General features: G+C 61.6%; 10 protein-coding genes. 2 read left to right on the top strand and 8 right to left on the bottom strand.

The genetic code is table 11. The features are described from left to right. The 4 genes from H559_RS21905 to metG all read right to left on the bottom strand — a co-directional run bounded on the left by H559_RS21905 (position 1) and on the right by metG (position 4,400). On the bottom strand, positions 1 to 636 hold the full coding sequence (locus H559_RS21905) for a PilW family protein (RefSeq protein WP_162143339.1): 636 nt from the start codon (positions 634 to 636) through the stop codon (positions 1 to 3). Then, the gene (locus tag H559_RS21900) at positions 626 to 1,174 is read right to left on the bottom strand and encodes a GspH/FimT family pseudopilin (RefSeq protein WP_051279518.1); all 549 of its coding nucleotides are present in this window, start codon (positions 1,172 to 1,174) and stop codon (positions 626 to 628) included. The genes H559_RS21905 and H559_RS21900 overlap by 11 nt, the downstream gene beginning before the upstream one ends. 127 nt (positions 1,175 to 1,301) lie before the next feature. Beyond that, positions 1,302 to 2,279 (bottom strand): L-threonylcarbamoyladenylate synthase, encoded by a 978-nt coding sequence (locus H559_RS0114145; RefSeq protein ID WP_051279516.1) that lies wholly within the window; start codon positions 2,277 to 2,279, stop codon positions 1,302 to 1,304. Between the two features lie 75 nt (positions 2,280 to 2,354). Beyond that, positions 2,355 to 4,400: a methionine--tRNA ligase gene (metG, locus tag H559_RS0114140; RefSeq protein WP_028453208.1), complete on the bottom strand. Its 2,046-nt coding sequence runs from the start codon at positions 4,398 to 4,400 to the stop codon at positions 2,355 to 2,357. A gap of 143 nt (positions 4,401 to 4,543) precedes the next feature. On the opposite strand from metG, the gene H559_RS0114135 reads away from it, so the two are divergent. Both H559_RS0114135 and H559_RS0114130 read left to right on the top strand, forming a co-directional pair. Then, positions 4,544 to 8,431: a response regulator gene (locus H559_RS0114135; RefSeq protein WP_081413076.1), complete on the top strand. Its 3,888-nt coding sequence runs from the start codon at positions 4,544 to 4,546 to the stop codon at positions 8,429 to 8,431. Positions 8,432 to 8,853: 422 nt separating this feature from the next. After that, the gene (locus H559_RS0114130; protein ID WP_034641460.1) at positions 8,854 to 9,483 is read left to right on the top strand and encodes a trimeric intracellular cation channel family protein; all 630 of its coding nucleotides are present in this window, start codon (positions 8,854 to 8,856) and stop codon (positions 9,481 to 9,483) included. Between the two features lie 111 nt (positions 9,484 to 9,594). On the opposite strand, the gene H559_RS0114125 is transcribed toward H559_RS0114130, so the two are convergent. The 4 genes from H559_RS0114125 to gcvT form a co-directional block, all read right to left on the bottom strand. Continuing rightward, entirely contained in the window at positions 9,595 to 10,110 is a 516-nt protein-coding gene (locus H559_RS0114125) for a glycine cleavage system transcriptional repressor (RefSeq protein ID WP_028453205.1), read from the bottom strand. Positions 10,111 to 10,217: 107 nt separating this feature from the next. After that, positions 10,218 to 13,076: an aminomethyl-transferring glycine dehydrogenase gene (gene gcvP / locus H559_RS0114120; RefSeq protein WP_034641458.1), complete on the bottom strand. Its 2,859-nt coding sequence runs from the start codon at positions 13,074 to 13,076 to the stop codon at positions 10,218 to 10,220. A gap of 149 nt (positions 13,077 to 13,225) precedes the next feature. Continuing rightward, complete coding sequence (gene gcvH / locus H559_RS0114115) at positions 13,226 to 13,612, bottom strand: glycine cleavage system protein GcvH (RefSeq protein WP_028453203.1); 387 nt, start codon at positions 13,610 to 13,612, stop codon at positions 13,226 to 13,228. A gap of 104 nt (positions 13,613 to 13,716) precedes the next feature. Further along, on the bottom strand, positions 13,717 to 14,811 hold the full coding sequence (gene gcvT, locus H559_RS0114110) for a glycine cleavage system aminomethyltransferase GcvT (RefSeq protein WP_028453202.1): 1,095 nt from the start codon (positions 14,809 to 14,811) through the stop codon (positions 13,717 to 13,719). Between the last annotated feature and the right edge of the window lie 93 nt (positions 14,812 to 14,904).

The following is a 14,904-nucleotide window of genomic DNA, read 5'->3' as shown; positions in this document are numbered from 1 at the left end:
TCAGCTGCCGGTGGTGGCCGCACCCTTGGCGGGCGCATTGAACAGGGTAATGGTCTGGTCAAGCGGGAAGCTGACCTTGCTGTCGTTCTGCAGCGTGCCCGTCAGGCCGATGGCAAGGCGCGGGCGAGGGCCGCCGGTGTAGACCACCGTGAAACGGCTGACCGTCGTGAAGTTGCTGGCGCTGATGGCGATCCAGTCACTGCTGATCTGGCAGGTGTTGCTGCTTCCGGCATTCTTCATGTACAGCCGCCCGTCCGGGCCCAGCAGAAAACCGCCATTGCGCAGCGCACCGCGCTCATCGACATAGCGGTAGATGACACAGTTGTCATTGGGCAGGCTGCTGGCGGTCTTGCCGATCCAGATCGTATTGACCAGCGTCGCATTCGTGGTATCGCCATTGGGCACATAGCCGGCCCGGCGCAGGTCGCGCTGCATCAGGTCGGCGGCCGAGCGGATTTCCTGTTGCAGGCGGCTTTGTGCCACCAGTGCATTGCTGGTGCGCAGCGTACTGATGAAGTAGGAATACGCTGCGCCGATCACCAGCAGGCCGATGGCGAGTGCCACCAGGATTTCGATCAGGGTGAATCCATTCTTTATGGGTATATGGCTGTGACCATTGCGAGATTTAGCATGCATTTGGATACCCCGCTGTATTTTTGCCGGGGGCATAGATGCAGACGCTGCCAAGCACACTCATCTTTACGATCAGCTGCCGGTTGTCGCGGCCGTTGATCTGCACTTCCTGATTGCTGCTCAGCGTGGCATGGCTGCTGCTGACGGGCAGGCCGCGCGCGGAGTCGAAAATCAGCTGGTCGAAGGCATTGTCGACCCCGGCGAGCGTAATGCCCGCGGGAAATTCACCCGCCCGTCGCAGCTCGCAATAACTGCTGCTGCCGGTATCGCTGACCGCACAGTCGCAATGGGTGGCTTTGATGCTCAGGCCATAGCAACTCGACGTGCCGCCCTGCAGCGTCAGACGCACGGACTTGTTCTGCCGCGCGGCTTCGCTGCGGGCGAAGACCAGATCCTGCGCCAGGTTGTCGGCGACGCCTTTCAGGTGCGTGCGCGCGACGAAAGCCGAGAGGTTCGGTACGGCAATTGCCAGAACGATGCCGAGAATCCCCACGGTTATCATCATCTCGATCAGCGTGAAGCCGGAATGGCGGGCGCGCATGGCTGGCCTGTAAGTTGAATGCTTACATCCAGCATTGCGCACAATGGAGCGAATGCCAATCAGGCATCGCCCCAATGGTGGTGGGAAACCGGTAGATGGCGTGCTGATGAAGATCAGCCGCCGAAGATCAGCCGCCGAGCTTCTGATGTGCCGCGCGGCGCAGACGGTCGTTCACCGCCAGCCAGGCGGGGGACTGCGGCGGGTTTTCCAGCAGCAGCGCGGCAAAGCCCTTGCGGTCGTAATGGCGCAGCGTGGCGTAGATGTCGCGGGCAAACTGTTCCGGATCGTCGGGCAGCACGGCGGCGCTCACGCCTTGTGGTGCCGTGCCGGCAAAGGACAGCAGCAGCACTTTCTGGCCAGCTTCCACGCGTTCACCGGCTTCGGCGCGCAGTACATCGAGCGCACCAGTCAGCAGCGGTGTGCGCGGCGAGTAGTGGCTGTCGAGCAGGCCCGAGGCGCGTATCTTGGCGGAGCTGGCGGATTGATGGTGCTCCAGCTCGATACCCAGTAGGGTTTCGATGGCCTCGCGCGGCACGCCGCCGGGGCGCAGCAGCTTGGGGGCGCCAATCAGGCTGACAATGGTCGATTCCACGCCGACTTCGCACGGCCCGCCGTCCAGCACCAGTTGCAGCGTGGCGGTATCGAATTCATCGCGCACGTGTTGTGCCGTGGTCGGGCTGACGTGGCCGAACTGGTTGGCCGAAGGCGCGGCCAAGCCGCCACGGAACTGTTTTAAAAGTTCGTGCGTCAACGGGTGTGCCGGCGCGCGCACGCCAACCGAATCCTGCCCGCCGGTCACCGCCAGCGGGGTGGAGGCTTTGCGCGGCAGGATCAGCGTCAGCGGGCCAGGCCAGAACGCTTCCGCCAGTTGCCACGCTGCAGCGGGAATGTCGGTCGCCCAGTCGGCCAGTTGTTCAGCACCCGCAATATGTACGATCACCGGGTGGTCAGCCGGGCGACCTTTCGCGGCAAAGATTTTGGCAATGGCTTCCGGGTTGCCCGCGTCCGCAGCCAGCCCGTACACCGTCTCGGTCGGAATGCCGACGAGCTCGCCCGCGCGCAACAGCGCGAGAGCCTGGTCGAGTGAAGTGCTGGATGTGGACATGGCTGAATCCAAAAGAAAAGGGTATTGCCCTGCAGCCAAATGCACGCAAAGGCTGCAGGGTAATACCCATGGTCGTTACTTGATCCGCATGCCCGGCTTGGCACCGGAATCGGGGTTGAGGATGTAGAGGCCACCATCACCGCCAGCGGCCAGCACCATGCCTTCGGACATGCCGAACTTCATCTTGCGCGGTGCCAGATTCGCGACCATCACGGTGAGCCGCCCCTGCAGGTCTTCCGGCTTGTAGGCGGACTTGATGCCGGCGAACACATGGCGGGTTTCTGTGCCGATGTCGAGTGTCAGCGACACCAGCTTGTCGGCACCTTCGACGGCCTTGGCCTCGACGATGCGCGCGACGCGCAGGTCGATCTTCATGAAGTCGTCGATGCTGATGGTCTCCGCAATCGGCGGCACCTCGTAATCGAGTTTCGGCGCTTCGACAACTGGTGCGAGGCTTTGCTTGTTTTCTTCTACCATGGCTTCGATCTGCTTGGGGTCGATGCGGGTCATCAGGTGGTTGTACGGATTGATGCAGTGCGCCAGCAGCAGGTTCTGCGCGTCGGCCCATTGCAGCGGCGCGACATTCAGGAAGGCTTCCACGTCCTGCGCCAGTTTGGGCAGCACCGGCTTCAGGTAAATGGTGAGGATGCGGAAGGCGTTGATCAACACGCTGCACACATAATGAAGCTCGGTGTCTTTCCCTTCTTGTTTTGCTAGTTCCCAAGGCTTTTGCTGGTCAACGAACTGATTAATTTGATCTGCGAGAGCCATAATTTCCCGAATGGCTTGTGCATAAAGTCGTGCATCATAGAGTGATGCAATTGCCTCCGACTTGCTCCGCAAATTATGAAGAAGTCCGTGATACGCAATGTATGAGGCGTCAATGCCAAGACCACGCATTTCACTCAGTTCGCCACCGAAACGCTTGCTGATAAAGCCAGCGGCGCGGCTGGCGATATTGACGTACTTGCCGATCAGGTCCGAATTCACGCGTGCGCTGAAGTCTTCCAGATTCAGGTCGATGTCTTCCACCGTGTTGGACAGCTTGGCGGCGAAGTAGTAACGCAGCCATTCCGGGTTCAGGTGGCGCAGATAGGATTCGGCGGTGATGAAGGTGCCGCGCGACTTGCTCATCTTGGCACCATCGACCGTCAAAAAGCCGTGGGCGTTGATCGCGGTCGGCGTGCGGTAGCCGGAGAACTCCAGCATCGCCGGCCAGAACAGCGCGTGGAAATACAGAATGTCCTTGCCGATGAAGTGGTAGAGCTCGGCGTCGCTGTCCTTGTTCCAGTAGCTGTCGAAATCGATGCCAAGCCGGTCGCACAGGTTCTTGTGGCTGGCCATGTAGCCGACCGGCGCATCCAGCCAGACATAGAAATACTTGCCCGGTGCATCGGGTATTTCAAAGCCGAAGTAGGGCGCGTCGCGCGAGATGTCCCAGTCACTCAAACCGGCCTCGAACCATTCCTGCATCTTGTTCGATGCTTCGGCCTGCAGCTTGCCCTCAGTCGTGGTCCAGTTTTTCAGGAAGTCTTCACAGTCGCCGAGTTTGAAGAAGAAGTGCTCGGAATCGCGCAGCTCCGGCGTGGCGCCGGACACGGCCGAGTAGGGGTTCTTCAGATCGGTCGGGGCGTAGGTGGTGCCGCAGCTTTCACAGTTGTCGCCATATTGATCTTTCGCACCACACTTCGGGCATTCGCCCTTCACGAAGCGGTCCGGCAGGAACATGTTCTTCACCGGGTCGTACAGCTGCGAAATGGTGCGGCTGACGATCTTGCCATTGGCTTTCAGCTTGCCGTAGATGTCGTAGGCAAAGTGGCGGTTTTCTGCACTGTTGGTGCTGTAATAGTTGTCGAACGCCACGTGGAAGCCGGTGAAGTCGCGCAGATGCTCGCCGTGCACGCGCTCGATCAGTGCTTCGGGCGTGATGCCTTCCTTCTCGGCGCGCAGCATGATCGGCGTGCCGTGGGTGTCGTCGGCGCACACGTAGTGACAGGTGTGGCCGCGCATTTTCTGGAAGCGCACCCAGACGTCGGTCTGGATGTACTCGACCAGGTGACCGAGGTGGATCGCGCCGTTGGCATACGGCAGGGCAGAGGTGACGAGGATTTTGCGGGACATGGGCCGTGGCAGTCTGGAAAAAACAATCCGCCGATTATACCGCAGAGTGCTGCAAGGCTTATTGTCGAGTTGCCGCGCCTTTCGGGCCGGAGCGGGGCGGGTGGTAGCGGGGGATACAGGCTATAGTGAAGCAGTTTTCCGCCATGAGCCGATCCCTGATGCCGTTCATCCAGCGTCTGCTGCAGCAAAGCCGCCTGATTGCTCTGATTTTCGCCATTCTGGGCGTGCTGGCAAGTGTGTTGCTCTGGTATTTCACCAGTCAGGCCGACGAGCGCGAGGCGCAGCAGCGTTTTACCCAACTCTCCAATCCGCTGGCGCAGGCTCTGCAGCAGCGCATCCGCAATTATGAGTATGGTCTGCGCGGTGTGCGTGGCCTGCTGCAGGTTCAGCAGGGGAATATTGATTCCGTGCAGTTCCGGCGCTATGTCGAAGCGCAGGAACTCGGGCGTAATTATCCCGGCGCCCTGGGTTTCGGATTCATTCGGCACGTGGAGGAGGCAGGGCTGGATGCCTATGTGCGCCAGCAGCGCAAGAGCGATCCGGGTTTTGCCATCCACAATCTGGCACCGTATTCCGGTCATCTGTTCGTGATCGAACGCATCGAGCCACTGGACGCCAATCGGCCCGCTCACGGCCTGAACATCGCCTCCGAAGCCCATCGGCGTGCGGCCGCAGATTATTCGATGCATGCAGGCGAGCTGGGAATGACCGCCCCGATTACCCTGCAGCAAGGCGGGCCGAACAATACCGGCTTTCTTTTCCTGCTGCCGTGTTACCAGTCGGGGATGGCGCTTGGCACCGATACCGAGCGCGAAGCCGCGCTGCTGGGGTGGGCGTATGCGCCGGTTACCGTGTCCGGATTAGTCGAGAATGTCGGGAAGCTTGCCGGCGATCATTTCGATTTCGAGCTGTGGTCTGGTCTTCCCGGCAAGGACGGCCTCCCCTTGTATGACCATGACGATCACATCCGCTCGCAGGGGCGCCAGGTGTTCGACTCCCGCCGTTTCCACCGTGTCGAAGTATTCGAAGCAGGCGGGCAGCGCCTGACCCTGGCCATCAGTGGCAATCGCGCATTCGAGCGCAGCATGGCCAACCCCCTGCCACAGATTTTCCTGCTGGGCAGCTTGCTGATGACGGCGGCCTCCTGCTCGCTGGTGCTGGTGCTGGGGCGTACCCGCCAGCAGGCGCTCAGGCTGGCCGAAGAGATGAGCGTGGCTGCTCGTGAACGTGGCATGCAGCTGGGAGCCGTGCTCGACAATACTTCGGATGCGATCATCACCAGTGACCGGCAGGGGCGGATCGTGACCTTCAACCGGGCCGCAGAAGAAATGTTCGGCCTGTCGCAGCAAGAAGCCATCGGCAGCAATGTCGGCGTGCTGATGCCCGTCCCGCAGCGGGCCGCACACCAGATCCAGATGCAGGATTCTTCCGAGCAAAACCGCCACATCATGGGGCGTGGCCGTGCTCTGGAGGGCTGCCGCGCCGATGGGCAGACCTTTCCGGTGGAAATTGTTCTCAACCGTTTCGATCTGGAAGGCGAGCGCTTCTTTGTTGCGGTGGCTCGTGATCTGTCCGCAGTAAAACAGCATGAAGCCGAGCGCCTGGCGCTGCTCGAGCAATTGCAGGCCAGTCAGGCACAGCTGCGCGGCGTGCTGGATTCGGCGACTGCCTTTTCGATCATTGCTACGGACACCAATGGCTTGATCCGTGTATTCAGCCGTGGCGCGGAGCTGATGCTAGGTTACAGTGCGGCGGAAATGGTGGGGCAGCTAACGCCCGCCGTTCTGCATGATCCGGCGGAAGTAAAGGCGCGTGGTCAGCTGCTTTCGCTTGAGCTGGGGCGTGACATTTCCGGCTTTGACGTGTTTGTCTGCCGTGCGCAGGAGGGGCAGTCGGACAGCAACGACTGGACCTATATCCGCAAGGATGGCTCAAGGCTGACCGTGCGCCTGGTTGTTACCGCCGTACATGACGAGAGTCAGCAGCTGGCCGGCTTTGTCGGCATAGCAACCGACATCACGCAGCAGCGGGCGGTTGAACTTGCCCTGCAGCAGGCGCGACAGAATGCCGAGCAGGCCAGTCAGGCCAAAACGGATTTTCTGGCCAATATGAGCCATGAAATCCGCACACCGCTCAATGCGGTGCTCGGATTTTCCATGCTGCTGCGCGACACCGATCTTGATGACGTCCAGCTCGATTATGTCGGCTCCATCCAGACTGCGGGCGATGCACTGCTCACACTGATCAGCGATCTGCTCGATTTTTCCAAGATCGAGGCCGGCAAGCTCGAGCTGGAAGCCATTGATTTCGATTTGCGCAATACCTGTGAGGACACGCTCAACATCCTGTCCGAGAAAGCTGCAGGCAAGGGGCTGGCGCTGGCCTGCCTGATCGATCCGCAAGTGCCGCGCATGGTGAAGGGCGATCCGGGGCGGCTGCGCCAGATCCTGTTGAATCTGCAGAACAACGCAATCAAGTTCACCGAAGAGGGCGAAGTAGTGACGCGAGTGCGGGTATTGCCGGGGGCTGCCGGCCAGGTTCGCCTGCGCATCGAGGTCAGCGATACCGGGATCGGCATGACGGAAGCAACGATCCGTTCGCTGTTTGCGCCATTCACACAAGCCGATGCATCGACTACCCGCCGTTTTGGCGGAACAGGGTTGGGTTTGTCGATCTGCAAGAAGCTCGTCGAGGCCATGGGCGGAAGCATCGGTGTGGCAAGCCGTCCCGGCGTCGGCTCGCAGTTCTGGTTTGAAGTCACATTGCAGCCCGGCGAGGTTGTGGCTGACGCGCCGGCGGAGGTCGATCTGGGTGGCAGGCATGCGCTGGTGCTCGATGATGTGCCGGCCAACCGGCTGCTTCTGCAGCAGCAGCTCGCCGTGCTCGGGATGAGCTGCGAGCTCTTTGCCTCCGCCGATGCCGCGCTGGCGCGTCTGCAGGAAGAGAGTGCAGCCTTCGATCTGGCGCTGGTCGACCTGCAGATGCCCGACAGGGATGGCATCGACTTTGCCCGTACGGTACGCGCCCGATTTGGTGATGGCCTGCCGATGATCCTGCTTGGTTCCAGCAGCCTGCCCGGCGGCGGGCAGCAGGCTGCCGCTGCAGGATTCGCCGGCTACCTGAACAAACCTCTGCGACAAAGCCAGTTGCAGTACGTGATTGCCGAATCACTGCGTCTGCACGAACGTGGCGAAATCGCGCACCCGCTGATTACCCAGCACCGGCAGGCCGAACAGCTGGCCGCATTCAAGCCCTATGTCCTGCTGGTGGACGATAATCCGGTCAACCAGAAGCTGGCCGCCATCATGCTGGAGAAGCTCGGCTGCCGGGTCGATGTGGCGGCGGATGGCCGCGAAGCGGTTGCTGCGGTGGAATGCCACAACTATGATCTGGTGCTGATGGATTGCCAGATGCCGGTCATGGATGGTTATCAGGCCACCGGTGCGATCCGCGCCTCCGGCTTGCCGCAGTCCGGTGTACCGATCATTGCGCTGACCGCCAATGCCTTCCAGTCCGATGTCGAGCGTTGCCGGCAGGCCGGCATGGACGATTTTCTGGCCAAACCGGTCACGCAGGCGGACCTGCAGAAAGTCTTGCTAAACTGGGTTGCAAGCATGCGAATGCCGGCGAATTCCGGCACAACGAGCCACGCGCTCGCCAACGAGGATACGAACCCCATGACGAGCCCGGATATTCCCGCAGAACTCGCTTCGATCGACGCCATGTTTACCTCGCTGCTCGAGCAGGTCGGTCTGGATATGCGTGACGAGTTGCTCGCGTTGTTCAAGCCCACCGTGCGTGATTGCCTCGATGGTCTTGCGCAGGCGCGCGCCGCCAGCGACCCGCATACGCTGGTGCATCATGCGCACAAGCTCAAGGGTGCCTCCGCCCAGCTGGGAGCCGCCCAGCTGGCTGCGCTGGCACGCAGCATCGAAGTGGCCGCCCGCGAAGGCCTGCCGATGGAAAGCATCGACGCCGATCTCACCCGGCTGTCTGATCTCGCACAAGCCCTTCTTGCCGCACTGGACTGAACCCGAATAATCCATTGGGCGGCTCTTCGAGCCTACACGGGCGCTGGCGGCCGCTTCGCCATCATCCCGTGTCCCAATGGATTATCCGGGTTGAATGCTGCCGCAGTGGAGCCCCCGCAGGTAAAATGGCGGACTTGCCATTAGGCTCTGCTGAGATTTGATTGGTTTTTACGCAGCCCCGCCAACTTGTCGGGGCGCGAAGCCAAGCACAAGGGAATGCGAGCATTTTCGAGCATTGGCGACAAAGCATCCGGCAAGAATGGCGAGGCTGCCCTGCGGGCATGGACTCTTTTGCCCCATTGCGGCGTTATTTGCCACTGACAGTACGCGTACTGCGGCGTGGCAAATGCCTTGCACTGGGGCAAAATAGCCCATCGCGTAAAAATCAATCAAACCTCAACAGAGCCTAACCTGCCTACGCCATGCTGCTGCTTCCGGATGCTCCATTTGAATTCGACTGGCTGTACTTTATCGGTACCGTCTCGTTCACCATCACCGGCTATCTGATCGGCGCGAAAAAGCGCTTCGACCTGCTGGGCGTGTGCATTCTGGCGCTTCTCACCGCCATCGGCGGGGGGATGATCCGCGATGTGCTGGTCAATAGCCTGCCGCGCATCTTTCTCGATTCCTCGCCGCTGTACACCATCTTTGCCACGCTGGCGCTGGCCTGGCTTATGAAACTTGAGCGCATGGACAGCCGCATGCTGCAGCGCGTCTTCATCGTTGCCGATTCGATCGGCCTGGTGGCGTTTTCGATTGCCGGTGCGCAGCTCGGGCTGGCGCTGGGGTTGAATGCCTTTGCGGTGGCCTTTCTGGGTTTTGTGACGGCGGTGGGTGGCGGGCTGGTGCGCGACATGCTCTGCAACGATGTACCCTTCATCCTGCACGAGGATTTCTACGGCACAGTGGCAATTCTGGTGGCCCTGGTGCTCTATGGGCTGTTTCAGGTCGGCTGGGCCGGGGATGGCGTGAACTGGCTGCTGTTTGCCGGCGGCCTTGCACTGCGGCTGGTTGCACACAAGAGCGAGCTGCGGCTGCCGAAGAAAACGTGATCAGGTATTGCGCGGTAGCCATTTTATTAAAAGGGCTGCGCACGTATACCCTGTAGTTTTATAAAGAACAACCGGCCCTGCAGACCGGTTGTTCTTTCGGAGTAACACCGCTTACAGCAGCTCGCCCAGCTGCACGTCGACCATCAGGTCGTCCGACAACTGCTCCAGATCGGCCTTGAGCGCACGCGTATCGAGCGCGGAGCCCGCTTCCAGCGCGATGTCGGCGTGGAACATCAGCTCCGAGGACATCGGAGCGCTGTCGGTGTGCGTCGAGAGGCTGACCACATTCACCGCGTGGCGCGCCAGCACCTGGCTGACTTCCTTCACGATGCCGATGCGGTCGTGGCCGACCAGGCTCAGTGACAGCGCGCGGGTGTACTGCACCGCGCTGCTGCCGGCCACTTCGCAGACGATGTGCAGATTGCTCAGCGCCAGCAGCGCGGCCTGCAGGCCGGCTGCCTTGGAGTCAGCAACATCGACACGGACGATGCCGGCGAACTTGCCGGCCAGTTGCGAGAACGACGATTCCAGCCAGTTGCCATCATGCGCGGCAATGACAGAAGCGAGTTCGCCGACCAGACCCGGGCGGTCGTCGCCCAGCACGGTAAGAACCAGGGTTTGGCTCATGGTTTGTTCCTTTTCAGGGTGCGGCAAGCAGGCCGCAGCTCCGGATGTTATTGGGCGTGGATGACAAACCCCTGTGCAATGCCGCCGGCAGGGGTTTGCTAACCATGTCAGGCCTGATACTCGTCCATTGGGACGCAGGCGCAGAACAGATTGCGATCGCCGTACACGTCGTCGATGCGGTTCACACTCGGCCAGTACTTGGCGGCTGCCACCCACGCCAGCGGGAACACGGCGGCTTCGCGGCTATACGGGCGATCCCACTCACCAATCACGTCGGCTTGCGTGTGCGGGGCGTTTTTCAGCGGGTTGTTGTCCGCCGGCAGTGCGCCGCTTTCCACCTGCGCGATTTCGCCGCGAATGGCGATCAGCGCGTCGATCAGGCGATCGAGTTCACTCTTCGATTCCGACTCGGTCGGCTCGATCATGATGGTGCCGGCCACCGGGAAGCTCATCGTCGGCGCGTGGAAACCGTAGTCCATCAGGCGCTTGGCGATGTCGACTTCCGTGATGCCACACGCCGCCTTGATCGGGCGGATGTCGATGATGCACTCGTGCGCCACGCGGCCCTGGCTGCCGGTATACAGTACCGGGTAATGCCCGGAAAGCCTTGTGGCCACATAATTGGCGTTCAATAGGGCGACTTCGGTTGCAGCGGTGAGACCGCTGCCGCCCATCATGGCGATATACATCCACGAAATCGGCAGAATCGACGCCGAGCCGTACGGCGCGGCGGATACGGCACTCTGGCCGACATTCGGGCCGGAAACCACATTGACAGAATGATTCGGCGCAAACGGTGCCAGATGCGCGGCCAGGCCGATCGGGCCCATGCCGGGACCGCCGCCACCGTGCGGAATGCAGAAGGTCTTGTGCAGGTTCATGTGGCTGACATCGGCACCAATGGTTGCCGGGCTGGTCAGGCCAACCTGCGCATTGAGGTTCGCGCCATCCATGTACACCTGGCCACCCGCGGCGTGCACCAGGGCGCAGATGTCCTTGATCGCCTCCTCGAACACGCCGTGGGTGGACGGGTAGGTGATCATCAGGCAGCTGAGATTTGCGGCGTGCTGCGCGATCTTGGCCTTCAGGTCTTCGACATCCACATTGCCGTTGTCGTCGCAGTTCACCACGATCACCGACAGGCCCAACATCTGCGCGGTGGCCGGGTTGGTGCCGTGCGCGGATTTCGGAATCAGGCAGATTTTCCGATGACCTTCGCCACGGCTGGCGTGGTAGCGCTGAATCGCCACCAGACCGGCGTATTCGCCCTGCGCGCCGGAGTTCGGCTGCATGCAGATCGCGGCAAAACCAGTAACCGCTTTCAGCATCTCGGTCAGCTCATTCAAGAGCAGCTCGTAGCCACGGGTTTGATCCGCCGGGGCGAACGGGTGGATGTTGCCGAATTCCGGCCAGGTCACCGGAATCATTTCGCTGGTGGCGTTGAGCTTCATGGTGCAGCTGCCCAGCGGAATCATCGAGTGCGTCAGCGCCAGATCCTTGTTTTCCAGACGCTTCAGATAGCGCAGCATTTCGTGTTCGGTGTGATAGCGGTTGAACACCGGGTGCGTCAGGATGGCGGAAGAGCGCGCCGGGCCGAATTCGCTGGCAGAGGCGACTTGCGCATCAACGGCGTCGACGTCGAGCGTCGCGCCCGGCACGAAGGCGGCCAGCAGGGCGGCCAGATCGGCGCGGGTAGTGGTTTCGTCGAACGACATGCTGATGGCGTTGGCGGCAACGCGCACATTGAAACCTGCTGCCAGTGCACGGGCGGCGATGCTGCCCGCGTCGCTGCTGGCAATGGTCAGGGTGTCGAAGAACTGCGCGTTCTGGACAGATACACCGTGCTGTACCAGCGCGGCCTTGAAAATCTGGGTGCTGCGGTGCACGCGGCTGGCGATGCGCTTGAGGCCTTCCGGACCGTGATAGGTGGCGTAGAAGCCGGCGATATTGGCCAGCAGCACCTGCGAGGTGCAGATGTTGGAGTTGGCCTTTTCGCGGCGGATGTGCTGCTCGCGGGTTTGCAGCGCCATGCGCAGTGCGGTCTTGCCGCGTGCGTCCACTGATACGCCGATAATGCGACCGGGAACCGAGCGCTTGTGCTCGTCACGGGTGGCGAAAAACGCTGCGTGCGGGCCGCCAAAGCCCATCGGCACGCCGAAACGCTGGGCGGAGCCGAAGGCAATGTCCGCGCCCATTTCGCCCGGCGCCTTGGCCAGTACCAGCGCCAGCAGGTCGCAGGCGATGGCAGTGACCACGCCCTTGGCCTTCAGCTCGCCGATCAGCGCGGTGAAGTCGGTCAGTTCGCCGCTGGCATTCGGCGTCTGGAACAGTGCGCCGAACACGTCGTGTTTGGCGGCATCCATTGCGGGGCCGGTGATCAGCGTGAAGCCGAAGCCTTCCGCGCGGGTTTTCAGCACGTCCAGCGTCTGCGGGAACACGCCTTCGTCAACGTAGAAGGCATTGCTGGCGGCTTTGGAAATGCGGCGCGCCATCGCCATCGCCTCGGCGGCGGCGGTGGCTTCATCCAGCAGCGAGGCGTTGGCGAGCTCCAGACCGGTCAGGTCGATGATCATCTGCTGGTAGTTCAGCAGGGCTTCCAGGCGGCCTTGCGCGATTTCGGCCTGATACGGTGTGTAGGCGGTGTACCAGCCCGGGTTTTCCAGCACATTGCGCAGGATGACGGTCGGCAGGTGGGTGCCGTAATAGCCCAGGCCGATCAGCGACTTCTTGATGATGTTCTGGCTGGCATAGCCGCGGATTTTGGCCAGCGCGTCTTCTTCGCGCATCGGTGCGCCAATCGCCAGCGGGGCATTCAGACGAATCTGCGCGGGGACGGTTTGGGCGACCAGCTCGGCGCGGCTGGCGACCTTCAGCGTCGCGCACATCGCGGCTTCTTCCGCGGCGGAGACGCCAAGGTGGCGATGAATGAAGGCGTCGTGGCCTTCCAGTTGGGTAAGCGTGCTCATGCGTGTATCTCTGTATCCGTGAGGCAGGCGCGCACCGCACCGCGCAGTGGTTATCGTATGGGTATTGCCCTGCGGCCTTTGTTATTGAATGGCTGCAAGGCAATACCTTGTGTGTCTGCGGGTGCTGACGGTGCGCAGTCAGGCGATGATCAGGCGCCGATCTGGCCGAGGTAGTCGTCGGCGCTCATCAGGCCGTCGAGCACCGAGGCATCGGCCGGCTTGATGCGGAAGAACCAAGCCGCGCCATACGGATCGGCATTGACGGTTTCCGGCGCGCCGACCAGTTCGTCGTTGATCGCCACGACTTCACCGGCGATCGGTGCGTACACGTCGCTGGCGGCCTTGACCGACTCGACCACGCCGGCCTGTGCATCCTTGGCCAGTACGCTGCCCACTGCCGGCAGCTCAACGTAAACGACATCACCCAGCAGCTCCTGTGCGTGGTCGGTAATGCCGATGGTGACGGAGCCATCGGCTTCCAGACGCAGCCATTCGTGGGTTTCAACGTATTTCAGTTCAGCAGGTGCCTTGCTCATGATCTTTCCTCAGATAGGTTGAATGGTATTGCTTTGTAGGTATTGGTCTTGCTGGCCTGCATGGTGATACCCATGCAGACGTTAACTGCGTCAGGTCATCTGTATCAGGCAAAGACGGCCTTGCCGTTACGCACGAAGGGCATCTTGACGATGCGCGCCGGCTCCAGCTTGCCGCGCACATCGACCGACACCTGGCCGCTGCTGCCCGCCGGAATGCGGGCAATGGCGATGGACTGCTTCAGGGTAGGAGAAAATGTGCCGCTGGTGATCACGCCGTCGCCGTTCTCGGTCACGACGCGCATGCCTTCGCGCAGCACGCCCTTGCCCTCGAACACGAGGCCGACCTGAACCTGCGCCACGCCGGCGGCTTTCTGTGCTTCCAGCGCCTTGCGGCCGATGAAGTCACGCTCCACCGGTTCCCAGGCGATGGTCCAGCCCATGCCGGCCGACAGCGGCGAAATGCTTTCGTCCATGTCGTGGCCGTACAGGTTCATGCCGGCTTCCAGGCGCAGGGTGTCGCGCGCGGCCAGCCCAATCGGGGCGATGCCGGCGTGGGCCAGTGCCTTCCAGAACAGCGCGGCTTCATCGGCCGGCAGCATGATTTCCAGGCCGTCTTCGCCCGTGTAGCCGGTGCGGGCAATGAACCAGCCGCCTTGCAGGGCAATACCCTGGAAAGGTTTGAGCGCCTTGACGGTGCTTTCCCATTCTTCGTGAATCACCTTGCAGGCCTTGGCGATGGCGTTGGGGCCCTGCACGGCGATCATGGCGAGTTCCGCGCGTTCCTGCAGTTCGACCTTGAAGCTGCTGGCCACCTGCTGCATCCAGGCCAGATCCTTGTCGCGGGTGGCCGCATTGACCACTACGCGGTAGCCCGCGAAGCCGTCGACGCGATACACGATCAGATCATCAATCACGCCGCCAGCCTCGTTGAGCATGCCGGAATAGAGCGCCTTGCCGTCAAAGCCCAGGCGCGCCACGTCGTTGGCGATCAGTTTTTGCAGGTAGGCCGTGGCGTCTTCGCCGGCCACGTCGATCACGGTCATGTGCGACACGTCGAACATGCCGGCATCCGCGCGGACGGTTTCGTGTTCTTTCAGCTGCGAGCCGTAATGGATCGGCATGTCCCAGCCGGCGAAATCGACCATCTTGGCGCCGGATTCGCGGTGGGTGGCGTTGAGCGGAGTAGTTTGAGTGCTCATGAGTCATCCAGGGGTGGTTGTGCATTGCATGGACTTGTCGCGTCCATGTCCTCACCCCCCTGTCTCACGGCCTGAGATTTTCCGGCATCGCTG

It is taken from the genome of Chitinilyticum aquatile DSM 21506, from assembly GCF_000430805.1.
In the GTDB taxonomy this organism is placed as follows: Bacteria; Pseudomonadota; Gammaproteobacteria; order Burkholderiales; family Chitinibacteraceae; genus Chitinilyticum; species Chitinilyticum aquatile.
This window is presented reverse-complemented; position numbering and strand designations above follow the sequence as displayed.

Excerpts from the sequence above, each read along its gene's own strand:
- H559_RS0114135 (WP_081413076.1), top strand. The coding sequence starts at position 4,544 with ATGAGCCGATCCCTGATGCCGTTCATCCAGCGTCTGCTGCAGCAAAGC.
- gcvP (WP_034641458.1), bottom strand. The coding sequence starts at position 13,076 with ATGAGCACGCTTACCCAACTGGAAGGCCACGACGCCTTCATTCATCGC.
- H559_RS21900 (WP_051279518.1), bottom strand. The coding sequence starts at position 1,174 with ATGCGCGCCCGCCATTCCGGCTTCACGCTGATCGAGATGATGATAACC.
- H559_RS0114130 (WP_034641460.1), top strand. The coding sequence starts at position 8,854 with ATGCTGCTGCTTCCGGATGCTCCATTTGAATTCGACTGGCTGTACTTT.
- H559_RS0114125 (WP_028453205.1), bottom strand. The coding sequence starts at position 10,110 with ATGAGCCAAACCCTGGTTCTTACCGTGCTGGGCGACGACCGCCCGGGT.
- gcvH (WP_028453203.1), bottom strand. The coding sequence starts at position 13,612 with ATGAGCAAGGCACCTGCTGAACTGAAATACGTTGAAACCCACGAATGG.
- gcvT (WP_028453202.1), bottom strand. The coding sequence starts at position 14,811 with ATGAGCACTCAAACTACTCCGCTCAACGCCACCCACCGCGAATCCGGC.
- metG (WP_028453208.1), bottom strand. The coding sequence starts at position 4,400 with ATGTCCCGCAAAATCCTCGTCACCTCTGCCCTGCCGTATGCCAACGGC.
- H559_RS21905 (WP_162143339.1), bottom strand. The coding sequence starts at position 636 with ATGCATGCTAAATCTCGCAATGGTCACAGCCATATACCCATAAAGAAT.
- H559_RS0114145 (WP_051279516.1), bottom strand. The coding sequence starts at position 2,279 with ATGTCCACATCCAGCACTTCACTCGACCAGGCTCTCGCGCTGTTGCGC.